The following is a 22,800-nucleotide window of genomic DNA, read 5'->3' on the forward strand; positions in this document are numbered from 1 at the left end:
CTGCCCCTCGACGACTTCGTCAGAACGCATCCTTGTCGCTCGGATCGTCCAGTTCGAAGACCAGGTCGCCATTTTTCAGGTCATCGAGCCCGCCGTCGTCGGTCTGATTCGTGCCGACGGAGTAGAGCTTGACCCCGTGTCGCTGAAAAACGATCGACATCGGACGACCGTCGAACGGATCGACGGGCGTGCCGGGGAGGTAGTCCGGCGCCAGCCGCTGGGGCGGATTGGGATAGTCGCCGTGCCGCAACCGATAGCGTTCGCAGGCGATCCCGCATACCGCCAGACGACCCCACGCCTCGGCCCGGGTCGCCGCGAGAACTGCCGCTTCTACGTCGGGCATCGTCGCAAGCGTCAGCGCGTAGGTGCGGGACGATCCGCCGCCGGACGCCAGCGCCGTCGCTTCGGCGTGCAAGCGTCGGCTGGCCTCCAGCCGCTCCGGCCAATCGGCGTCGTCGGCATCGAACATGATCTGCCACAGTTCGGTGGTCTTCTCGAAGTTCGGACCGCGTGCCGGCAACCAGCGCTGAATCTCCGCATTCTCGAAACGAGTCAGGTCGCCCGCCATCGCGTGCAGCGCCAGGAACTGCTCTCCGCGGCTGGACCCCCGAAAGCCCGGGGCGAAGAACGAAGCCTCCTGGAAAACCTTTTGCAAAGGCGCCAACTGCTCCTCGTTCGGCGTCGACTTGTCGAGAAACTTTTCGAGCGTTTCGACGGCGACCTGGAAGTAGGCGCTCCGCACCTGCTGCGAAACGAACAACGGTTCATTCCGCAAACTCTCCGCGACGGCGACCATCGTGTGCAGGTCTTCGACGCAGCCAGCCGTGTCGCCGGCAAGCAGCTTCGCCTCGAAATCGAGATGGAGCAGGTTGAACACCCGGCTGGTCATCTGCACCTCCGGGATCAGCATTTCGAGTCCGAGCGAATAATCGGTCGGATAACGGGCGACCGCGCCGGCCCGACGCGCGGCATGCGCCTCGTCGACGGCGCCGCGGTAGGTCTGCAGCAGAGCGTTCACGCGCGGGAGATCGGCCCGCGGCAGACGCCCGAGTTCGTCGAACATGGGGCTCTTGTCGACGAACGGAAGACCTTGGGCGGCGGGTGCGAAGGCCGGAACGTTCACGACGGCTATCGCTTTCAGCCAATGATCCGTGGCGTCGGCGATCGCGGGCGACGTCGGACAGAAACTCTCCATCTCTTCCACGGTGACGGGACTGCCCGCTTCGCGAGTCGCGCGCAGCGTCTCGTTCACTTGAACTGCGTCCGTCCGAGCGAGCATGGCGTAGCGCCCGCCGCCGCAGAGCGCGGGCACGCCTGCGCAGAGCGCGATGACGGCACATCCGATCGACGAACCGATCCACCATCCGCGGCGGCTCTTCTTCGCCGCAGCGGGTCGTGCCTGCGGATAGCCGGGGCCGGGATATTGAGAGCCGTAGGGAGGCAAAGGAGCAGGGGCCATCAAGTCGATCTGAGTGAGGGATGAATCTGGGGACCGTCGTCAGTCTCCCCCCTTCTCCGGACCGCCCTTCGCCCATTTCGGAACGGACTCGCGCTCCGTCGTGGGCAGGAACCGTGCGAGTTCCTTCTTAACTTCCGCGGAGGCAGGATCGCCGGCGACGTTCGTATGTTCGAGCGGATCGGCGACGGAATCGTACAGTTCCTCGCTGCCGTCGGCGTAGCGGATGTAGCGGAAGCGTTCGCTCCGGACGGCGTGATTCCCGGGCCCGTGGGTGGTGAGCGCCGGCGTCGGGCGATCGGCGTTCGGATCGGCGAGCAGCGGCGCCAGGCTCTCCCCTTCCAGATGATCCGGCAGCGGCAGATCGCACAACTCGCACAGCGTCGGATAGATCGCGAGGAAGTCGACCGGTCGTTCGCACAGACGACCTTTCGGCGTCTTGTCGGGCACGATGAATACGAGCGGCGCTCGCGTCGCCTCTTCCCAGAGGGCGAACTTGCGCCAGTGTTCCTTCTCGCCCAGATGCCAGCCATGATCGCCCCACAGGCAGACGATCGTGTCGTCGGCATGGCCGCTGGCGTCGAGCGCGTCGAGCAGGCGCCCGACGTTCCTGTCCGTATAGGAACACGCGGCGAGATAGGCCTGCACCGCCTCGTGCCACATGTCGGTCTTGAGCATGGCCGCATGATCGCCTTCCGGCCTCGCCATCTTGCGACCGGCGGGCGGCACGTCGTCCAGATCGTTCGGGATCGTCGGCGGAAGCTCGACCTGGTCCAGCGGATGCAGGTCGAAGTAAGCCTGCGGCACGTTCCAGGGGAGATGCGGCTTCCGCAGACCGCAGGCCAGGAAGAAGGGCTCGTCGCGTTCCTTGCCGAGCTGCTCGATGGTCCAGTCGACGTTCTTCCAGTCGCTCATGTCTTCGTCGTCGGCGTCGAGCGCGGCGATGGGAAGCTTGCCCGCCATGCGCCCGGACGCTTTCGGTTTCGGATCGCCGCCGGGCGCGTCGTAGAACTCGGACCAGTCGGACTTGCGACCGAGGCTGCCGTGGTAGATCTTCCCCGCGCCGGCGACGTGGTAGCCGTGGCTCTTGAACCAGGCGGGCAGCGTGATTCCTTCGGCGATGGAGGTCGTCCAGTCGTCGGGATTGTGGTAGACGCCCGTCGCCGAGGGCCGCATCCCCGACAGGAGCGCCGCTCGCGACGGATTACAGGCCGGCGCCGCGCAATAAGCATGCGCGAAGCTGACGCCCCGCGCGGCCAGGCGATCGATATGCGGCGTCTTCGCCTGCTCGTTTCGCTTCAGATGGCCGACCCAGTGGTTCAGGTCGTCGATCGCGATGAACAGCACGTTGGGTCGTTTCGCCTCTGCGGCAGAGACGGCGCCGGCGAGGAAGATGGCGACCAGCGGGATGACGATGAGAAGCGAGCGGCGAAGCATCATGGTCGACCACAGAGAAGCGAGCGACAGTTGCACGGAACGGCAAGGGCATCTTACTACGCGAGATCGCACGGCTTGCCAACGGAATTGCGACGCTCGACCGGAGAGGGTCGAATAGCCGCAACCTACTCCGAAATCGCGACGCATTTCATGACGACCGACGCTGACGCCATCCGCCTGGAGATCGATCGCCTCCGGGAGGAACTGAACCGGCATAACGAGCTCTATTACGAGCACGCCGCGCCGGAGATCTCCGACCTGGAGTACGACCGGCTGCTGAAGCGGCTGGGCGATCTGGAAACCGAACTCGGCGAGCCCGTTCCTGACGACAGCCCGACGCAGCGGGTCGGCGAAGCGCCGGTCGACCGCCTGACGCCGGTGACGCATCGCGTGCCGATGCTGTCGATCGACAACACCTACAACCTGGAAGAGCTGCAGGAGTTCTTTGCGCGAACGGAGAAAGCGCTCGAAGGGGAGCCGATCGAGTGGGTCGTCGAACTGAAAATCGACGGCGTCGCGGTCTCGATCCTCTACGAAGAGGGCCAGCTCGTCCGCGGCGTCACGCGCGGCAACGGCATCGTCGGCGACGATATCACGCACAACGTCCGCACCGTGATGGGGGCGCCGAAGAAGCTGGCCGGCAAGTCCGTCCCCCCGGTCGTGGAACTCCGCGGCGAGATCTACATGATCGAGTCGGACCTGGTCCTGCTGAACGAGGAACTGGCCGAGGAGAACCGCCGCCGGCAGGAAGAGGCCGAACGGGCGGGCAAAGAGTTCAAGCCGCGCCCTCCCTACAAGAACACCCGCAACGTCGCGGCGGGGACGATCCGTCTGCTCGATCCGAAGCTCTGCCGGGAGCGCCGGCTGCGGTTCTTCTGCCACGGCGTCGGCTATGCCGAAGGGCTGACCGCGAAGACGCATACGGAGTTCCTCGCCCAGGCGGCGAAGTGGGGCGCCCCGGTCGCTCCGCATGTGCAGAACTTCGCGACCTCCGCCGAGGCGCTCGCCTACTGCGAGACGGTCGTCGAAAGCCTCCACTCGCTCGACTTCGAAGTCGACGGGCTGGTGGTGAAGGTCTCCGACTTCGATCAGCGGGAACGGCTGGGCCGCACGTCGAAGAGTCCCCGCTGGGTCGTCGCCTACAAGTGGGAGAAGTACGAGAAGACGACGTCCGTCCGCGAGATCCGCATCCAGGTCGGCAAGTCGGGGACGCTGACGCCCGTTGCCGAACTGGAACCGGTCGACATCGCCGGCACGACGGTCAGCCGGGCCAGCCTGCACAACTTCGAAGAGATCGCGCGGAAGGACGTCCGCGTCGGCGACGTCGTCGTCGTCGAAAAAGCGGGCAAGGTCATCCCGCACGTGCTCCGCGTCGAAAAGCATCTCCGATCGGAGGAACTGCCCGAATTTCCGCTGCCGACGGAGTGTCCCGCCTGCGGCGGCGAACTGGCCAAGGACGAGGGGGGCGTCTATCTTCGCTGCATCAATCCGGAATGCCCGGCGCAGTTGCAGGAGCGTCTCCGCTACTTCGCCGGTCGCAACGCCATGGATATCGAGGGGCTGGGCGACAAGGTCGTAGCGCAACTCGTCGAGCGGGGCCTGACGAAGACCTACGGCGACCTCTATCGCCTGACGAAGGAGGAGCTGCTGACGCTCGACCTGGTCAAGGAGAAGAAGGCGGAGGCTCTGCTGGCCGGGATCGAGGCGAGCAAAGGTCGAGGACTCGCCCGGCTGCTCGACGGGCTCGCCATCCGGCACGTCGGAACGTCGGTCGCCAAGATTCTCGCCCGGCGCTACGGCACGATCGATCGCCTGCGGGCGGCGACTGCCGAGGAGCTTTCGGCGATCCATGACGTCGGAGAGGTGATCGCGGAGAGCGTGGCGCAGTTCCTGGCGTCCGATCGGGGCAAGGGGGTGATCGACGATCTGGCCTCGCTGGGGGTGAAGCTGGAATCGGACGAACCGGCGGTCGCGACCAGCCAGGCGCTCGCGGGAAAGACGCTGGTCGTGACCGGGACGCTCCTCAAATACAAACGGGACGAGATCAAGGAACTGATCGAAGCGCACGGCGGCAAAGCTGCGGGCAGCGTCTCGAAGAAGACGGACTACGTCGTCGCCGGGGAAGCCGCCGGGAGCAAGCTCGACAAGGCGAAAGAGCTCGGCATTCCGATCCTCACGGAAGCGGAATTCGATACGTTGCTTCAGGAGTCGACGGGCTGAGAGATCGAGGAAAGCGCCGTGAGTGCATCTCGCGGTTTTACGCGCATGAGCCCGGGTGGCCCGGATTGACGAGCAATCCGGGCCACCCAGACCATCGGTTCGCCGAAACTGACGACGCGATCCCAAGCCGCAAGGTGGCGTTCGAAAACGCCTCTGCCCGGCCGCGTTAAGGCACGGGAAATCCCGCTCTTCGCCGATTTCCAGACATAAGGGCGTGCAAAAGCGTTTGGCGCGAACGTATAGTTTCCTTAAGATTCCTTAAGCCCCGACGACGATAGTCGTGGAGGCGCCCCGTGGTCGAGCGAACGCTCCGACCGCGACGACACCGACTCAGCGAAAACGACTTTGACCGGCCCTTCCCTACGCGACGCACGCACGTCGGATCGATGAACCGCGCAACTCTGCGGATATCTCTGATCCTCTGCTTCGCCGCGGCCTGTTTCTTTTCAGGCGCGACGCGGGCTACGGTTACGCTCGCCGCGTCGCTCGCGCTTCCCACGGGAAGCCTTCCCCTTCCGTCGGAAGAGGAAGAGCACTCGACGACCGGTCGGGAAGCGACCGAATCCAGGCGGCAGCAGCGCTTCGTCCGCCGGTTCGTCAATCTGCCGAAGCGAAGCGTGCCCCGCTGCACGTCGGCGTCGACTCCCACGGGACGCATCGCGCTCATCTCGGGACATCGCTGGAGCAACGGCCTGCTGGCCCCGCTGCTGCTCTGAGGCTGCGCCCTCGTTTCGGACCGCGTTCCCCTTTCGGGAGTCGCGTCGGAAACGGACGCCCCGCGTCGCGCGGCAGCCTTCGATCGCCCTCATCGATCGAGACCTCGCCGCCCGGCGACTGACAGCGACAGCGATCACCGAACGCAGATCCTGCGTTCGCGATTCCTCACGACGACGAAAGTTTCTGCTCCCCTCCCCCGGCCGCACGGCGCCGGGAACCTGAGGAGCGGCGACGCCTCGTCGAACCATCGCAGACAGGCGAATCTCTCATGCAAAAGCTCGTCCAAGGCATTCATCAGTTCCAGAAGGACATCTTCGACCATCGTCGCTCCTTCTTCGAGAAGCTGGTCGAAGGTCAGAAGCCGCTCGCCCTGTTCATCACCTGCTCCGATTCGCGGATCAACCCGAACCTGCTGACGCAGACCGAACCGGGCGAACTGTTCATTCTCCGGAACGCCGGCAACATCATTCCGCCCTACGGAGCGCCGGGGGGAGGCGAAGCCGCCACGATCGAGTACGCGATCAGCGTCCTCGGCGTGCAGGAGATCATCGTCTGCGGTCATTCGTGCTGCGGCGCCATGGCCGGACTGCTCAATCCGGCGTCGACGGCGAGTCTTCCCGCGGTGTCGAGTTGGCTCGCCTACGCGGACTCGACGAAGCGGATCGTGGACGAGAACTACCAGCACATCGAAGACCCTGCGGCCCGGCTGACGCTCACGATCGAAGAGAACGTGCTGGTGCAGATCGAGAATCTGAAGACCCACCCCAGCGTCGCCGCCGCGCTCGCGCGGAAGGGGCTGAAGGTCCACGCCTGGGTCTACAAGCTGGAAACGGGGAAGGTCTTCGCGTTCGACCCGGAACAGGAGCAGTTCGCCGCGCTCAACGGCGAGATGCATGCTGCCGTGGGCGGCGTCCCGCTGGCGAAGGCCATCTGACGGCTCCCCCCCGCGGAGGCGCTCTCCGCGGAGCGTCGCCGCGTCATTCGGCTTCTCCGTGCGAATCCGGCGTCGCGTAACGCCGCCGACCGACCCGTTCCGCCTCCCAGGTTACGTTCATGAACTCCCCTCGTTTCGCCGCCGGCGGCTTCGGCGAATACGTTCGCAAGACCTTCGCCACGCCGGGCCAGGATTTCCTGGCGTCGATCGTCGTCTTTCTGGTCGCTCTGCCCCTCTGCATGGGGATCGCGATCGCCTGCGGCGTGCCGGTCTCCGCCGGTCTGATCACGGGAATCGTGGGCGGCATCGTCGTCGGGTTCCTCGCCGGGGCTCCGCTGCAGGTCAGCGGTCCCGCCGCGGGACTCACCGTCATCGTGTACGAACTGGTGCGCGAGCACGGGCTGGAGATGCTGGGCATCGCCGTTCTGCTGGGCGGGATCTTTCAATTGATCGCCGGTCTGCTGAAGCTCGGTCAGTGGTTTCGCGCCGTCTCGCCCGCGGTCATTCAGGGGATGCTGGCCGGCATCGGCGTGCTGATCGTGGCGAGTCAGTTCCACGTCATGGTGGACGACAAGCCGAAAGAGAACGCGATCCGGAATATCGCGACCATTCCGGAAGCGATCTGGAAGGGGCTCCCCCTGCCGACGCTGGAAAGCGCGGAGGTGCGGCAGGCCAAGATCGCCCTGCTCAAGGAGTTCGGCGCCCTGCACGAGCGCCAGGTGCAGATCCGCGAATTCGTCGAAGAGGAGGTCGACGTCTATTCCGGAGCGATCGGCCCGCTCGACGGTCTAGCGGACCAGCAGCGAGCGATGGCCGATCGATTGAACGAACTGCAGAGCGAGACCTCCGCGCTCGTCGCCGAACAGCCCGGACTGGACAAGAGCGGCAGCTTTCAGCAGTCGCTCGCCGACTCCGCGAAGGCGTCGACCGAGGCGCTCGCGGCGCTCGAATCGCCCGAGAGCGGCAACGCGGCACGCACGCTTCTGGAGACGCAGCGAAACGCCGACGCGGCGCTGCGCACGAACCTCGATACGCTCAAGGACCACGCCTGGGCGGCGAAGATCGGCCTCCTCGCGATCGGCCTGATCGTCCTGTGGCAGCTCGCGGCGCCGAAGAAGATCAAGATCCTGCCCGGGGCGCTGATCGCGGTCGTCGTGGCGACGGCGCTGGCCGCGACGTTCGCTCTGCCCGTGCTGTACGTGGAAGTTCCGAACAACCTGTGGAGCGAGATTCACGTCCCGACGCTCAACACCCTCGGATCGCTCCCCTGGATCGACGCGATCCAGTTGGGGCTCGTCCTGGCGATCGTCGCCAGCGCGGAAACCCTGCTGTGCGCCAGCGCCGTCGATCGTATGCAGAGCGAGGTGAAGACCGATTACGACCGGGAACTCGCCGCGCAAGGCGTCGGCAACATGGTCTGCGGATTCCTGGGCGCGTTGCCCATGACGGGCGTCATCGTCCGCAGCGCCACCAACGTGCAGGCCGGCGCGAAGAGCCGGCTCTCCGCGATCCTGCACGGCGTCTGGCTGCTGATCCTGGTCAGCTTCCTGGCCTTCATGCTGCGACTGATCCCGATCGCCGCGCTCGCGGCGATCCTGGTCTACACCGGCTACAAGCTGGTCAACGTCAAGGCGATCAAGGAACTCTACAAGCACGGCTGGTGGGAGGTCGTCGTCTACTTCGTGACGATGATCACGATCGTCGTCGAGGATCTGCTCATCGGCGTCGTCACCGGCATCGTGCTCTCGGCCCTTCGGCTGCTGTACGTCGCCTCCCGACTGAGCGTCCGCGTCGAAGTCCGCGAGGCGGAGAACCTGACGATCCTGCATCTGGCCGGGACGGCGACCTTCCTCCGGCTTCCGATCCTGGCCGACAAGCTGGAGAAGGTTCCGCCCGGCACGACGCTGCTGGTCGACCTGGACGAGCTCGACCACATCGACCATGCCTGCCTGGACCTGCTCAAGAACTGGAGCGCTTCGCACGAGAAGACGGGCGGCAAGATGGTGATCGACTGGGAATCGCTGCACGACGCCTTCCGCAACAAGAAGAAGGGCAAGAACGGCAGAAACGGGCGCAGCGGCGACTCCGGAAGCGAAACGTCCGAAGACCCCGCCCCCCTCGCCGAGGTCGCGAAGAACTGACGCGTGCTTCGCTGCGTCTGTCACGGGAAATGGAAGAAGTCGACCATTTCCGGGTGGCGCCGGTTGTCTCAACCGGCGCGGGCGCAGCCCGTGGGAGGCCTTATCGCGAACTCAGCACGAAATCGCCGCCCTCCTTCAAGCAAGGACTTGGACGAACCCGGCTGCGAGGAATCCGACGTGCGAATCAGGCCTCCGATCCGCTGCGCGGACGCTGGTTGAGTCAACCAGCGCCACCCGGGCGCGACGATGCCCGCAGCGGTTCAAAGATCTTGCGGTCCCGGTCGCGATCCGCGATTGACGCTCCAGGCGACTCCCAACTCTTCTTTCGCCTTGACGTCTTCGCCCGCTGCCGGATAGCCTCTCGTCCCGAGGGCTGCTCCAGGGACCGGAGCGGCCTGAAGGTGCGGCAGGGCGATCCTCTGCCGCCGATCGATCATCTGCGGCCTTGCGCGTCGAAAGCGACGCGAACGCCGTCCGTCGCAAGGAGGCGACAGATCATGCGCGACCCCGCAAGCGATAGCGTCGCTGTTCGAACGCCCGTTCCCCCCGCCTCTGCCGATCGCGGCGCCGTGCCGCGTCCCTCTACCGATCGCGGCGCCGTGCCGCTCCTGGACGTTTCCCGCGGAAATCAGTTGCTGGAAGGCGAGATCGACGCGGCGATCCGCGCCGTCGTGAAGTCAGGGCGCTTCCTGCACGGTCCGGAAGTTCGCGACCTGGAAGAGCGCGTCGCGACCCTGTCCGGCGCCAAGCATGCGATCGCCTGCGCTTCGGGTTCGGACGCCCTGCTCATTCCGCTGATGGCTCTCGGCCTGGGACCGGGCGACGAAGTCATCTGCCCCAGCTTCACCTTCTTCGCGACCGCGAGCGCCATCTGGCGCATGGGCGCGACGCCGGTCTTCGTCGACATCGATCCGAAGACCTACAACGTTGATCCGAACTGCGTGCAGGACGCGATCACCGCCCGCACGCGAGCGATCATTCCGGTCCACCTGTTCGGCCAGTGCGCGGACATGACCGCCCTGTCGGAGATCGCGAATCGTCGCGGCATCTCGATCATCGAGGACGCCGCCCAGGCGATCGGCGCCGAGCATGACGGTCGCGGCGCCGGGTCCATGGGCTGGGTCGGCGCGTTCAGCTTCTATCCGACCAAGAACCTCGGCGGCATGGGCGACGGCGGCCTGATGACCTGCCAGGACGACATCACCGCCGAGCGGCTGCGACTCTACGCCAACCACGGCATGAACCCCCGCTACCACCACTCGGTCGTCGGGATCAACAGCCGGCTCGACACGATCCAGGCCGCGATCCTGGGCGTGAAGCTCCGCTGGCTCGACACGTGGACCGCCGCGCGCCGTCGCAACGCCGCGCTGTACGACAAGCTGCTCACCACCAGCGGCCTGGCCGAAGACGTGACCCTTCCGACGGAAGCTGACGCGTCCCGGCACGCCTGGAACCAGTACACGCTCCGCATCCCCTTCGGCCAGCGGGACGTCGTGCGAAAGCACCTGGCCGACCGGCAGATCGGATCGGAGATCTACTACCCGATCCCGCTGCATCAGCAGGAATGCTTCAAGAGCCTCGGCTACAAGCCCGGCTCCCTCCCCCACACCGAACGTGCGGCGAAGGAAGTGCTCTCCCTGCCCATCTTCCCCGAGCTTCGCCCCGACGAGCAACGCTCCGTCGCCGAAGGCCTCGCCTCGTTCTATCGCGGCCGGCAGCGACTGGCGGCGTAGGTGTATCGTGAATGGCGAGCGGAGGGTGTAAGCCCTCCGTGGTTTTCACTTGCACGAAAACGCTCGTCGCCTTTCAAAATTTCGGAAACACGGAGGGCTCACGCCCACCGCTCGCCCCAGACATTGCGCCTGCGGCGCTCTGTCCCTTACGGGATCGAAGCGCCCTGCGGTAGAATGGCCCTTTCGATTCCTGGCCCGGCTTCGGCCGGTCGGACGAGAGGCGCGAGAGCATGCCGCAGGCGGACGCGAAGGTTCTGACGGTCATCCCCGCCCGGCTCGAATCGTCCCGACTCGCGAGGAAGCTGCTCCTCCGCGAGACGGGCAAGAGCCTGCTCCAGCACACATGGGAGAACGCCTGCCGGGCGACGCGACCGATCGAAACGATCGTCGCCGTCGATCACCCCCTGCTGGCCGACGAGTGCCGCCGCTTCGGCGCCCCGTTCGTGATGACCAGCCCCGACTGCCAGAGCGGGACCGACCGCCTGGCCGAAGTCGCCGCGAATCGCCCCGACGCCGACGTCTTCGTGAACGTCCAGGGGGACGAGCCGGAACTCGATCCGCAGACGATCGATCAGGTCGTGGAGCGCCTGCTGGCGTCGCCCGACGCGGCCATCGCGACGATCGCCGCCCCCATTCGGGAGGAGGCCCTGCTGCACGACCCGGCAGTGGTCAAGGCGGTTTGCAACTCCGCGGGCGAAGCGCTCTATTTCAGTCGCAGTTGGATCCCGCGAATGCGCGACTGGTCCCCCGAGATTCTCGATTCTTCGGCGATGCTGGGGGCCGATCCGCCCTTCCTGCATCACTTAGGTCTGTACGCGTACCGTCGGGATTTTCTGCTCGAGTTCGCGACGCTCCCCCCTGCCCCGATCGAGCGCCTGGAAAAGCTGGAGCAGCTCCGCGCGCTCTGGCATGGACGCAAGATCGTCGTCGGCGTCACGCCGAAAGCGACCCCCGGCATCGACACGGCCGCCGACTACCAGGCGTTCGTTCTGCGTCAGCGAACCGCGGTCAATTAACTCTCCCTCCCCTACGCTCGCTTCCGACCGCATCCCTTCCGAACCGATCGCCGCATTCCGGCGAGAAGCATTCGTTCGATTTCATGACCAAGCAGATTTTCGTCACCGGCGGCGTCGTGAGTTCCCTCGGCAAGGGGCTCACCAGCGCCTCGATCGGCATGCTCCTCGAACGCCGCGGCCTGCGCGTGCGGATGCAGAAGCTCGATCCCTACATCAACGTCGATCCCGGGACGATGAGCCCCTACCAGCATGGAGAGGTCTACGTCCTCGACGACGGCAGCGAGACCGACCTCGACCTGGGGCACTACGAACGCTTCACCGATTCGCCCCTCACCCGCGATTCGAACTACACTACGGGCCAGATCTATCTCTCGGTCATCGAGAAGGAGCGCCGGGGAGAATTTCTCGGCCAGACCGTGCAGGTGATTCCGCACATCACCGACGAGATCAAGCGCTGCATCCATAAGCTGCACGGGCCCGACGTCGACGTCGTCATCACCGAGATCGGCGGCACCGCGGGCGACATCGAAAGCCAGCCCTTCCTGGAAGCCATCCGCCAGTTCTCGCTGCTCGTGGGCAAGGAGAACTGCCTCTACATCCACCTGACGCTGGCGCCCTATCTCAAGGCGGCGGGCGAACTGAAGACCAAGCCGACGCAGCGCTCGGTCAACGAACTCCGCGCGATCGGTATCCAGCCGGACGTGTTGATCATCCGCACCGAGCGGGAGATCAGCCGGTCGGACAAGGAGAAGATCTCCCTCTTCTGCAACGTGCCGTACGAGGCCGTCATCGAGGAACGGGACAAGGACTTCTCCATCTACGAAGTGCCGCTCAGCCTGCACGACAACCAGCTCGACGGAATAGTCTGCGACAAGTTCCGCTTTCCCAAACGCGAACTGGCGCTCGACGACTGGCACGACCTGCTCCATCGCCTGCGGAACCCGAAGGCTGAGCTCTCCGTCGCCGTCGTCGGCAAGTACGCCCGGCACAAGGACGCCTACAAGTCGATTTACGAATCGCTCGACCACGCGGCGATGCACCACCAGGTGCAGCTACGCATCGGACGCATCGACGCCGAGGATCTGGAGACAGAAGGCCCCGAGCGGATGCTCGCCGGGTACGACGGGCTGCTCGTCCCGGGCGGATTCGGCGAGCGCGGCATCGAGGGCAAGATTCAGGCGATCCGCTTCGCCCGGGAGAAGAAGCTCCCGTTCTTCGGCATCTGCCTGGGGATGCAGTGCGCGGCGATCGAGTTCGCGCGGAACGTGGTCCAGCTCGACGAAGCCAACTCGACGGAGTTCGACAAGAACACGGCCCATCCGGTGATCTGCCTGATGGACGATCAGCAGAACGTGATTCAGATGGGGGGCACCATGCGCCTCGGCGCCCAGGAGTGTCGCCTGGAAGAAGGGACCCACGCCCGCGAGGCCTACAAGTCCGAGACGATCAAGGAGCGTCATCGCCACCGGTACGAGTTCAACAACGCCTACCGGCAGCAGTTCGAAGCCCACGGCATGCGATTCTCCGGCGTCCACGCCACCGGTCGGCTGATCGAGATCCTGGAACTGGAGGACCACCCCTGGTTCCTCGCGGTCCAGTTCCACCCCGAGTTCAAGAGCAAGCCCACCGCCCCCCACCCCCTCTTCTTCGACTTCATCGCCGCCGCGCTGGAGCGACGATCAGGGAAGAAGCAGCGGGAAGCGGCGCTGGAGGAGAAGGGTTAGTTCGGGAGCTCTCTTCGATGGAGATCCTCTGTCCCGAGTGCGACCGTCCTTTCGCGGCCAGCGAAATGAACGTCGCGAAGGACGTGGCGGTCTGTCCCGAATGCGACGAGGCGTACGCTCTTTCCGAGCTTGTCGCGGATCAGAAAGTAGCCGTCGAGGAGTTCGACCTCGGCCAGCCGCCGCCCGGCGTGTCGTTCGAGCGGACGGAAATCGGCTGGCGCCTGACGTCCACGACGCGATCGCCGGTAGGCTTCATTCTCGTTCCCTTCGCGCTCCTATGGTGCGGCGTCGGACTCCCCAATCTGTACGTCTACTTGGTCTCCGGGAATTACGACTGGGGCCAGACTGCCGGCGCCTCCATGTTCTGCTTCGCGGCGCTCGTTTTAACTCTCCTGGCCCTGATGACGACGGTCGGCAGGCTTTCGGTTTCCGGAGAGCGAGGGGAAGGGGCCGTGTTCATCGGCATCGGACCCATTGGCTGGACCCGCCGGTTCGACTGGAAATCGATTCGGAAAGTCGAAGAGGAGAACATCGGATACCGGTACTCTGGCAGCCACGGCCTCGCGATCGCTCTTATCGGCCAGGATCGCACCAAGTTCGGATCGATGCTGACCGACCGACGCCGATACTTCATGGTTCAGGCCCTCCGCAAACTGCTGAAGTTGCGCACGAACTGAAGCGATATGGCCGATCCGTCAGACGCGAAACCGACCGGTCGCTTGCCGGGCAAGTCCGACTTCGTCGTCTACGGCTGCCTCGACGAGCAGGCGGCGTGGAGGAAGTTCGGCGGACTGACGCTGGAACAAGCGAAGGCGAAGTTCGCGGAGTATCCGCTGTGTTACCAGGATAACTTCATGTGGATGGGCGCCCCGGCCTTCGCGTACTACTATCCCGTCCTCGACGAGTACCTGCGCGAGGTTCCCGAATGCGAAGAGCCCGAAGACGATGCTCACGCAGGAATCATCGGCTACGGCATCCGCTTTCAGTTCGAGCAGAAGAAGATCGACGTACTTCGTCCGCTAACGCCTTCGGTTCTTGCGCTCGCCGAATACGTCATGGGAAATCTGCGACGGTTCGGGCGTGACGAAGAGACTCGCCGGCGCGTCGCCGCAGAGTGGGAAGCGCTGATCGCTCGCCTTCGCGCTACCGCATCCAGCTAGGTCGCGCTCTCGCCCGAAAGCGCCTACACTAAGGGCGTCTGCCCCGCGACGCGAACGACAGGACGCACGATGACGCGAGACGCTTTCCGCCGGATCGAGTTCGCGTCGCTCGCGAAGGTCGGCAAGTCGTTCGATTCGCTCTCGTTCGAAGCGGCGGACTCGCGAGCCGAATTCCAGGCGAAGTGGGATCTCGAAGGCAGCGACGAAGTTTTGCTGCGCCGCTCAGGCGAGGCGAGCGCGACGGTGTCGCCCCTCTGGAAGCCCTTTCGTTTCATCGATCTCTTCGCCGGCATCGGGGGGATGCGGGTGGCATTCGAGGCGGCGGGCGGGTCGTGCGTCTTCAGCAGCGAGTGGGATCCGCTCGCCCAGGTGACGTACGAGGCCAACCATGGCGAGAAGCCGCACGGCGACATCACCAGGGTCCATGAAGAGGACGTGCCGGAGCATGACGTCCTGCTCGCCGGCTTCCCCTGCCAGCCCTTCAGCATCATCGGCTCGCGGGGCGGATTCGCCGACACCCGGGGAACGCTCTTCTTCGAGATCGAGCGGATCCTCAAGCTCCGCCGACCGACGGCCATCCTGCTGGAGAACGTCAAGCAGTTCCGCACCCACGACGGCGGACGGACCTGCGCGACGGTGGTCGCGGCGCTGGAAGCCCTGGGCTACCGCATCCACGTCAACGTGCTGAACGCCCTCGACTACGGCGTGGCTCAAACGCGGCAGCGAACGTTCATCGTCGGCTTTCAGGACGACGTGCCGTTCCGTTGGCCCGAGCCCTACGCCTGGCGGAAGCCGCTCGACGAAGTCCTGGAGCCGGAGGAAGTCGTCGATCCGAAGTTGATCGCGTCGGAGTTCATTCAGAAGAAGCGCCTCGCCCGACTGGCCGAGCAGGGCCGCGAGCCGGAGTTCCCCACGATCTGGCATGAGAACAAGGGGGGGCACATCGGCATGCACCCCTACTCTTGCGCCCTTCGACATAACGCGTCGTACAACTACCTGCTGGTCAACGGCCGCCGGCGACCGACCAGCCGGGAACTGCTCCGCCTGCAGGGCTTTCCCGAGAGCTTCGAAATCGCCGTCGATCATGCCGCGATCCGGGCCCAGACCGGCAACTCCGTCGCCGTCCCCTGCATCGCGGCCATCGCCGCGCAGATGACGCTGGCTCTGCGGATGCGGGACATCGACCGCGGCGAACGACCCGGCATCGCATCGCCCGGCCTGTTCGCGAAGGCGTGAGCGCCTGTAGGTCAGGCATCGCCTGACGGCTACTCCGGGAAGGACTGTTTACGAAGAATGCTTCCGACGAAGCGGCATCTTCGTGCCGAGTCGCTTCCGCGCGTCGTCATGCAATGCCTGACCTACGAAACTGCCGCAGTCGATGACCGACACCGTCTCCGCCGAAGTTCGCAGCAAGATCATGCAGGCGGTGCCGACGCGGCACACGTCGCCTGAGTTGATCGTTCGGAAGGCGGCATTCGCGCTGGGGCATCGGTTTCGCCTGCATCGCAAGGATCTGCCCGGCTCGCCCGATCTCGTGTTCCCGGGCAAGAAGAAGGCGATCTTCGTGCATGGCTGCTTCTGGCATCGGCATGCCTGTCCTCGCGGTCGCTCGACGCCGGCGTCCCGGCTGGACTACTGGCTGCCGAAGTTCGAGCGGAACAAGATCCGCGACCGGCGCGTGCAGCGCGAACTGAAGAAGCTCGGCTGGTCGGTCCTGGTCGTCTGGGAATGCCAGACGAAGGACCCGGAGAAGCTGCTCGCGCGGCTGCAGAAGTTCCTCGCATGATAGGCTTGTTCCCGTGAAGGCATCCCTCAGTACAACTCCATCGTGTGCCATGGCTGAGCCGCTAATCCGCAGGATTCAGCAGGCGAAAGCAGGTTTCGGTAGGTCGTTCTGACCAGCTATGTCGCACGCTGCGGCTTTACCGACCTGAAAGGATAAGGGCGAACGTCCCCAACTGAGGGACGAAAAGCGGCTGAGCGTTCGACGGCTAATCGAGACGCTCAGCCTGACCAATCCTACGGATGAGGTAGGGAATGGCTTCGCTCAATTCTAAGGCCGAAGGTACGTACTTGCGACTTGGCGACGTTTGCCGCCGCTGGAACCTGGCGCCGAGTACCGTTCGGGACGCGACTAACAGCGGCGCCCTGGCTTGCGTCCGTCTACCTGGCAGAGGCGATCGTCGAATCCTCGAATCGAGCGTTTGGAACTGGCTCGGAATCGATCCGCAACAGACCGAAGGGGATGGTGCAGGAAAAGAAGATGGGGGCGAAGAACTGCGAATCGCGCTAGTGGTCCGAGTGAGTACGAACCGCCAACTGCATAAGACGGGCGACGGCGCCTCTGACTCCTCTTTCGAGCATCAACGGCAGCGCCTACTCGACTTCCTACAGACCGACGAACGCTTTCGCGGCAAGCGCCTGCGAATCACCGAATTTCACGGCAAAGCCGTTTCGGGACTCAACCTGCAAAGCGAACATTTACGGCGCTTACTGGATGCCGTACTCGCCCACAAACTCGACTACTGCATCGTTCAGGACAAGACTCGCCTGGCTCGTTTTGGCAGTTCTCTTTTTGAATCTGTGTTTCGTGCCCATAACTGCCAGATCGTTTATACGATGCCCAATGCCATCGACGACGATCTGGTGACTGATGTCCTGAATATCATTCAATCCTACGCTTCCAAGAGCCAATCTTTGAAGGGCGCCCTGATTACTCGCCGCCAGATCGATCCTGAGACGCTGGCAGAGGCTTCTAGGCTTCACAGACAACAAGGATGCAGCATCCGAGCCATCTTCGCGAAACTAAAAGCAGAGGGCCGAAACTGCTGCCAGAGAACTGGAAAACGATTCAGCTATCGAACTCTCCATCGCTCGTTAACAGGGGCGAAGGGAGAACTGCTTGGCGAAGCGCTGCCTAACGATGGAACGCCCAATAGCTTCGAGGCGTTCATGCGTGAGAAGTTAAGCAGGCAAAAGAATGCCTCTCTCTCACGTCCCCAACTGATGAAGGCATATTCGGCCTACTGCCAATCGAACGGACTGGCTATCGCCTCAGCACAGACCGTCGTCTCCACCTGGCGGAAGATGAAGGGGAGTATTCGGCGACCGAACAATCGATCCGTTTACTGTGGCTTCGCTTTCAAGGCTGAACAGTGACCGCCGATCAATCATCGCCGACTATCGAATCCTGGGTGTCCACCTTCATTTTTATCCTGCTCAATATGGGCGAACGCCCTCCGTAGCTTACAGTAGGTGGAACCTGCCCTGGCTTGTCCAGCCGTGCTGATTTGGAGAACGTCTAACGCAGGGCTGGACAAGCCAGCCATGGCACACTTTCGTCACCATTCTCCGCGGGTCGAGCAACAGGGTTTCACGATGCAGCGTCAGGAGTCCGCCGTCGTTTTCGATCAGCAGCGTGCGGCGGAGTACGACAAGCGGTTCGAGAAGCTGGCGCCGATGCGCGACGCGCTCCATCTGATTCTGGGAGCCGTACTCGCCGATCTGCCCGCCGACGCGAGGATATTGTGCGTCGGCGCCGGCACGGGTCTGGAACTGGCGTATCTGGCGGAGAAGTTTCCCGGCTGGAGCTTCACGGCGGTGGAGCCTTCCGGGCCGATGCTCGAGGTCTGCCGAGGTCGGGCCGAAGCGAGCGGCTTCGCGTCGCGGTGCCAGTTTCATGAAGGGTATCTGGACTCGCTGACCGCGTCCGAACCGTTCGACGCGGCGACGTCGCTGCTCGTTTCGCATTTCATCCTGGATCCCGACGCACGCAGAGCTTTCTTTCGCGAGATCGCCGATCGACTTCGACCGGGCGGAATGCTCGCGAGCGCCGACCTGGCCTCGGACGTCGATTCGCCCGAGTACGCCAGTCTTCTCGAAGTCTGGATGGAGTTGATGCGAACGACGGGCATCTCTGCCGAGCAGATCGAAACCATGCGGGCGACTTATCGCCGGGACGTCGCGATCGCTTCGCCCGATCGGGTGCGCGACCTTATCGCGTCAGCCGGCTTCGACGCGCCGGTTCAGTTCCTGCAGACCGCGCTGATCCATGCCTGGTATGCGCGACGCAGACAAGACTGACTGCCCTCACTACGCGACGAACGTCAGTTCGCGGGATCGAGCTTTAGCCGCCGACGCCACTCGACGGAGGTACGCCCAAGCAGGTAGGCCATGCCGCCGTAGGCGACGATCAGCGCGAGGCACCACAGCCGGGCCTTCATCTGCAGATCGTGCTCGGCCAGTTCCAGCGTCGCCAGACCCGGATGGGTGAGGGGCGCCCAGAGAAAGAAGCCCAGGAACGCCGCGGCCAGCGCGGCGACGCCGACGTAGAAACAGGCCGCCGCCCAGAGCGCGCTGAAATCGGGCGTCAGAGCCAGGTAGGCCGCATAGGCCAATTCGATGCCCGCGAGTCCCAGCAGCAGCCAGGCCCAGGGCGACGCTTCGACTCCGCGGCCTGACTGCGACGTGACGTAAATCTCGTAGATGGCGGGCCCCGCCGTGAGCAGCGCCATGCCGATCGACGCCGCCGCATACAGCAGCGCCGCCCGGCTCTCCGCCGTCGTCGGGACATAGGCGAGTTCCGAGGCGACGCCGGGATCGGTTTCCGCTAAGTCAGGAGCTTGCATCGCTTCCAGCCGGTAAGATACCGGAACGCCGAGATATTGAAGGGTCGACTGGCTCGATCCCGAATGCAAGCGATCGGCGGCGACCGGGCGAAGATCCCTTCGGCGGCGTTCCTCGCGGGGGCTCCGAGAAACAGTAGCGCCTTTTGCCTTCGTGCGGCTTGCCCGATCGGCGCTCGACCTGTAAACTGCTCGTTTTTCCGAATCTTCCGCCCCCGGCTTCGGGTGCGTACGAAACGACGCAAGTCCGGAATTTTCCGAAGCTTGCGAAAACAGACGAACACGCGAGAGCCGCGATAAAATCGCGGACGTCAGGAGCGACGACGGTGTACACGAAGACCTTCATGGTGAAGAGCAAGCCCAAGGCGGGCGAGCCCAACGCGATTCAGCCGAACTGGTGGGTCGTGGACGCCGAAGACAAGATCGTCGGTCGCCTGGCCCGCGACATCGCCGTCGTGCTGATGGGGAAGGACAAGCCCCTCTACACGCCGAACGTCGATTGCGGCGATTGCGTCGTCGTGCTGAACGTCGACAAGATCGTCTTCACCGGCAAGAAGTGGGAACAGAAGGAGTATCGCTGGTACACCGGCTATCCCGGCCAGAAGGTGGAAAAGGCGGGCAAGCGGTTCGAGCGTCGTCCCGAACTGATTCTGTACGACGCCGTTCGCCGCATGCTGCCCAAGAGCAAGCTCGGCGTGAAGATGCTGGACAAGCTGAAGCTCTACTCCGGCTCCGAACACCCGCATCAGGCCCAGCAGCCGCAGCCCCGCGACATGGGCGTCCGGAAGGCCAACGTCAGCGCCTGACGGCGTCGTCAGCGCCTGATCGGATAACCGATACGCTTTAAGCCTGCTGCCGCTTCTCGAATTCAACTTCCGCACACGATCAGATAGCTGTCGACCATGTTCACTGCGAAGCGTGATCCGAATAACGGCGATGCCCTGGGCACCGGGCGCCGCAAGACCTCCGTCGCCCGCGTTCGCGTTCGCAAGGGCAGCGGCGCCATCACGATCAACAAGCGGGACTTCGAAGAGTATTTCCCGTCGGTGCAGGACCGCATGGCCGTGACCCAGGTGCTGGACGCGGTTGGCAAGCGGAACGACCTGGACGTGATCGTCAGCGTCGTCGGCGGCGGCACGACCGGCCAGGCCGGCGCCTGCCGGATGGGCATGGCCCGCGCCCTGGTGAGCCTCGACGCCGAACTGTTCGAAGCCCTTCGCGACGGCGGCTATCTCACCCGCGACTCGCGCATGGTCGAACGCAAGAAGTACGGCCTCCGCGGCGCCCGTCGCGGTACGCAGTTCTCGAAGCGTTAGTCTTCGAACTTGCGTCCGTCGCGAAAACGAAACAAGAAAAGCCCGTCGGATCTCCGGCGGGCTTTTTTCGTGCGAGCGTCTCGTCCCGACTATTCCAGGCCGCGGCAGCCTTCGCAGGCAGCGCCTGAGATAGCCTGCCTACGGTTTCTCCGCAGCAAGTTCCCTGATCGCCGCCGCGAACGCTTTGCCCAGCCGAAGCTGTCCCGCGGCGTCGTAATGCACCGTGTCGGCCAGCAGTCCGAACCCGTCCGTCGAGACCATCCGCGTCCGCGATAGAGACTCGGGCGCTCCGGATCGGGAATCGGCTGCCGCCATCTTCGTCCGCAGCAGCTCGCGATGCGTATACCGCGGGAGCGCCGGTTCATACGGCAGAACCTGACCGAAGACGAGCGGGATCGTCCCGGGCGTCTTCAGATCCTCGCCCAGACGCTGCCGAAGCAGACCGAGCTGCTCGGCGTACGTCCCGGCGGAAAGCTCGTGCTTGCTGTCCATCTCTCCCTGCATCCAGACGAACCCGCGAACGACGGGCGTCTTGCCCGACCGTTCGAGACTCGCCAGCGCCGCACGGTAGCCGGAGAGCATCTGACGATAGAGCGTCCCCTGGTTGGGATCGTCGGGCGAAACTCCCGGATAGAAATTCCGCCTCCCCGGGCCGGGCATGTCGCCCGCCCATTCGCTTCCGTTCCATCCGAAGTAGAGCGGCATCCCGCTGGCGTAGTACTTCACGAGATAGATCGGGCGCTCCGCCGTCGCCAGGTCGAGCGCGAAGCCGACCTCCGGCCCGAACGTCTCCGGCTTCCCCGAGACCTTCGTCTTTCCGACGACGAGCGGCTCGAACTCCTTCCCGTTCCAGAAGAACGAGTGCGGGATCTCGCGTGGAACATCCGCAGGGATCTCGGCGATCCGCCCCGATCCCTGCATGTTCGACTGTCCGCTGAGGAGGTATACGTCGACCTCTTCGGCGGACGCGAACGTGACGGCGGTCGTCATTAACAGCGAGATAGCGATCAGGGTTCTGACAGACATTGCTAAGCTCCCGAGCAGTGACAGGGCGAGGTCGCCCCATCGATCTAACGTCGTTCGCGGGCGAGTTCGGTCACGATCTCGTCGATCAGACGAATGTGCGTCTCGCGTTCATTCACGCCGCCGCGTCGCTGGGCGTCGCGACGCTTACCTGACGGCGAATGTACGACGCAAACCGTCTCTCCGGTCGCGGTCCGGAGGTATTCGATCCGGTACTCCGACGGATCGTACAACTCGCGTTTCCAATCCCCGACGAGTCGATCGCGACGCTCGCGGACGGAACCAGTCGAGACGATCGACTTCCTCACTTCTCCGGTCGGCCGGTGCGTCGCCTCGATCCGCAATCCGGCTTAGTCGGAGAGAACCTGTATCGCAAAGTCTTCATCGCGAATCATGCGATCGACTCGAATGCGCCTGCTTACGGCGTTTCCTTCGCCCAGAAGTCGAACACCAGAACCTTCTCCAGCTTGCCGGCGACGAGCTTGCCGAAGTCCTTATGGGCTGGGTGCGGGAGGTACGCGTCGCGCCCTTCGGTCGAGTCGAAGGTGACCACGAAGCCGTGGGTGAAGCCTTCGGACTTGTTCTCCACGCCGACGTCGGTTCCCCACTCGAAGTCCTTGATCGCGTCGATTTTCTCTTTCATGCCCGCGAACGCGGCGACCACTTCCTGGATCTGTTCTTCCGTGACGGACTCCTTAAATTTGAACAGCACCACGTGGCGGAGCGTCTTCCCCGCTTCCTTACCCGATTCGGGTTCGGCGGCCTGGGTCATCGAAATTCCAGCGAAGAGGGCGAAAGCGACGACGGCGAGCGTCGAAATGCGTCGAAATCTGGACATGCGGCGATTCCTGTCGAGAGGGTCGAAAACGGAGCGTCGGGCTATGCGGGCGACCGGCGGAAATCTCGTCTCTGACAGGATTTCTGCGTAGGAGGCCGCCCGATCGAGCGGTCTATAATAAACGGACGTCGCACCCCGCTTCGACGCCGCGCGTAGAATCTTTCGCCTCGCAGGGGGGCCGATCGGGTCGCCCGCGCTGCGGAAACGACCAGCGGGCACGCTTTCTCTTCAGAGACCTGTATGGCCACCGGATATCCTGCCGCCCCCGGGCGAGTCGCCGATCCGGCTCCCGGCGCCGATGCGCCGCGGGTGCGCACCGCCGTCGACAACGTTCGCGGTCAGGTCAAACTGGTCGAGACGTCGCAGGCCATCCTGTTCGGCCTGATCGTGTTCGGCCTCGCGGCGTCGCTGGTGATCTACGTCGACGCCTGGCTGCTGCCGCGGCAGTTCGAAACGTCGC

At 64.3% G+C, this 22,800-nt stretch carries 21 protein-coding genes; 15 read left to right on the forward strand and 6 right to left on the reverse strand.

Annotated elements, in window-relative coordinates:
• Positions 1-19: 19 nt before the first annotated feature.
• Positions 20-1,459 carry a hypothetical protein gene (locus SH602x_RS23630; protein WP_479474611.1) on the reverse strand — a complete coding sequence of 480 codons (1,440 nt, stop codon included), beginning with the start codon at positions 1,457-1,459 and terminating at the stop codon, positions 20-22.
• 39 nt (positions 1,460-1,498) lie between these two features.
• On the reverse strand, positions 1,499-2,896 hold the full coding sequence (locus SH602x_RS23635; RefSeq protein ID WP_479474612.1) for a sulfatase: 1,398 nt from the start codon (positions 2,894-2,896) through the stop codon (positions 1,499-1,501).
• A 147-nt stretch (positions 2,897-3,043) separates the two neighbouring features.
• Here SH602x_RS23635 and ligA point away from each other — a divergent pair, with 147 nt between their 5' ends.
• From ligA to SH602x_RS23700, 13 genes are all read left to right on the forward strand, one after another.
• The gene (gene ligA, locus SH602x_RS23640) at positions 3,044-5,113 is read left to right on the forward strand and encodes an NAD-dependent DNA ligase LigA (RefSeq protein WP_479474613.1); all 2,070 of its coding nucleotides are present in this window, start codon (positions 3,044-3,046) and stop codon (positions 5,111-5,113) included.
• A gap of 386 nt (positions 5,114-5,499) precedes the next feature.
• On the forward strand, positions 5,500-5,829 hold the full coding sequence (locus SH602x_RS23645; protein WP_479474614.1) for a hypothetical protein: 330 nt from the start codon (positions 5,500-5,502) through the stop codon (positions 5,827-5,829).
• A 269-nt stretch (positions 5,830-6,098) separates the two neighbouring features.
• Positions 6,099-6,764: a carbonic anhydrase gene (locus SH602x_RS23650; RefSeq protein WP_479470660.1), complete on the forward strand. Its 666-nt coding sequence runs from the start codon at positions 6,099-6,101 to the stop codon at positions 6,762-6,764.
• Positions 6,765-6,883: 119 nt separating this feature from the next.
• Positions 6,884-8,905 (forward strand): SulP family inorganic anion transporter, encoded by a 2,022-nt coding sequence (locus SH602x_RS23655; protein ID WP_479474615.1) that lies wholly within the window; start codon positions 6,884-6,886, stop codon positions 8,903-8,905.
• Between the two features lie 569 nt (positions 8,906-9,474).
• On the forward strand, positions 9,475-10,638 hold the full coding sequence (locus tag SH602x_RS23660; RefSeq protein ID WP_479474616.1) for a DegT/DnrJ/EryC1/StrS family aminotransferase: 1,164 nt from the start codon (positions 9,475-9,477) through the stop codon (positions 10,636-10,638).
• 230 nt (positions 10,639-10,868) lie between these two features.
• Positions 10,869-11,654: a 3-deoxy-manno-octulosonate cytidylyltransferase gene (kdsB, locus tag SH602x_RS23665; RefSeq protein ID WP_479474617.1), complete on the forward strand. Its 786-nt coding sequence runs from the start codon at positions 10,869-10,871 to the stop codon at positions 11,652-11,654.
• An 83-nt stretch (positions 11,655-11,737) separates the two neighbouring features.
• On the forward strand, positions 11,738-13,378 hold the full coding sequence (pyrG, locus tag SH602x_RS23670; RefSeq protein WP_479470656.1) for a CTP synthase: 1,641 nt from the start codon (positions 11,738-11,740) through the stop codon (positions 13,376-13,378).
• A 65-nt stretch (positions 13,379-13,443) separates the two neighbouring features.
• A complete protein-coding gene (locus tag SH602x_RS23675; protein ID WP_479474618.1) occupies positions 13,444-14,055 on the forward strand; it encodes a hypothetical protein in 612 nt (203 codons plus the stop codon).
• 6 nt (positions 14,056-14,061) lie between these two features.
• Complete coding sequence (locus SH602x_RS23680; protein ID WP_479474619.1) at positions 14,062-14,538, forward strand: hypothetical protein; 477 nt, start codon at positions 14,062-14,064, stop codon at positions 14,536-14,538.
• A 69-nt stretch (positions 14,539-14,607) separates the two neighbouring features.
• Positions 14,608-15,774 carry a DNA (cytosine-5-)-methyltransferase gene (gene dcm, locus SH602x_RS23685; protein ID WP_479474620.1) on the forward strand — a complete coding sequence of 389 codons (1,167 nt, stop codon included), beginning with the start codon at positions 14,608-14,610 and terminating at the stop codon, positions 15,772-15,774.
• A 142-nt stretch (positions 15,775-15,916) separates the two neighbouring features.
• On the forward strand, positions 15,917-16,324 hold the full coding sequence (locus SH602x_RS23690) for a very short patch repair endonuclease (RefSeq protein ID WP_479474621.1): 408 nt from the start codon (positions 15,917-15,919) through the stop codon (positions 16,322-16,324).
• 251 nt (positions 16,325-16,575) lie between these two features.
• Entirely contained in the window at positions 16,576-17,697 is a 1,122-nt protein-coding gene (locus SH602x_RS23695) for a recombinase family protein (protein ID WP_479474622.1), read from the forward strand.
• A gap of 168 nt (positions 17,698-17,865) precedes the next feature.
• The gene (locus SH602x_RS23700; protein ID WP_479474623.1) at positions 17,866-18,621 is read left to right on the forward strand and encodes a class I SAM-dependent methyltransferase; all 756 of its coding nucleotides are present in this window, start codon (positions 17,866-17,868) and stop codon (positions 18,619-18,621) included.
• A gap of 23 nt (positions 18,622-18,644) precedes the next feature.
• On the opposite strand, the gene SH602x_RS23705 is transcribed toward SH602x_RS23700, so the two are convergent.
• Entirely contained in the window at positions 18,645-19,166 is a 522-nt protein-coding gene (locus SH602x_RS23705; RefSeq protein WP_479470650.1) for a hypothetical protein, read from the reverse strand.
• 323 nt (positions 19,167-19,489) lie between these two features.
• On the opposite strand from SH602x_RS23705, the gene rplM reads away from it, so the two are divergent.
• Positions 19,490-19,969, forward strand: a complete 480-nt coding sequence (rplM, locus tag SH602x_RS23710; RefSeq protein ID WP_479474624.1) for a 50S ribosomal protein L13 — start codon at positions 19,490-19,492, stop codon at positions 19,967-19,969.
• A gap of 96 nt (positions 19,970-20,065) precedes the next feature.
• On the forward strand, positions 20,066-20,479 hold the full coding sequence (gene rpsI / locus SH602x_RS23715) for a 30S ribosomal protein S9 (protein ID WP_479470648.1): 414 nt from the start codon (positions 20,066-20,068) through the stop codon (positions 20,477-20,479).
• Between the two features lie 138 nt (positions 20,480-20,617).
• On the opposite strand, the gene SH602x_RS23720 is transcribed toward rpsI, so the two are convergent.
• From SH602x_RS23720 to SH602x_RS23730, 3 genes are all read right to left on the reverse strand, one after another.
• Positions 20,618-21,505, reverse strand: a complete 888-nt coding sequence (locus tag SH602x_RS23720) for a sialate O-acetylesterase (RefSeq protein ID WP_479474625.1) — start codon at positions 21,503-21,505, stop codon at positions 20,618-20,620.
• Positions 21,506-21,549: 44 nt separating this feature from the next.
• Complete coding sequence (locus SH602x_RS23725; protein ID WP_479474626.1) at positions 21,550-21,735, reverse strand: hypothetical protein; 186 nt, start codon at positions 21,733-21,735, stop codon at positions 21,550-21,552.
• 185 nt (positions 21,736-21,920) lie between these two features.
• A complete protein-coding gene (locus SH602x_RS23730) occupies positions 21,921-22,340 on the reverse strand; it encodes a Dabb family protein (RefSeq protein ID WP_479474627.1) in 420 nt (139 codons plus the stop codon).
• Positions 22,341-22,800: the final 460 nt, after the last annotated feature.

Source organism: Lignipirellula cremea (assembly GCF_056501455.1).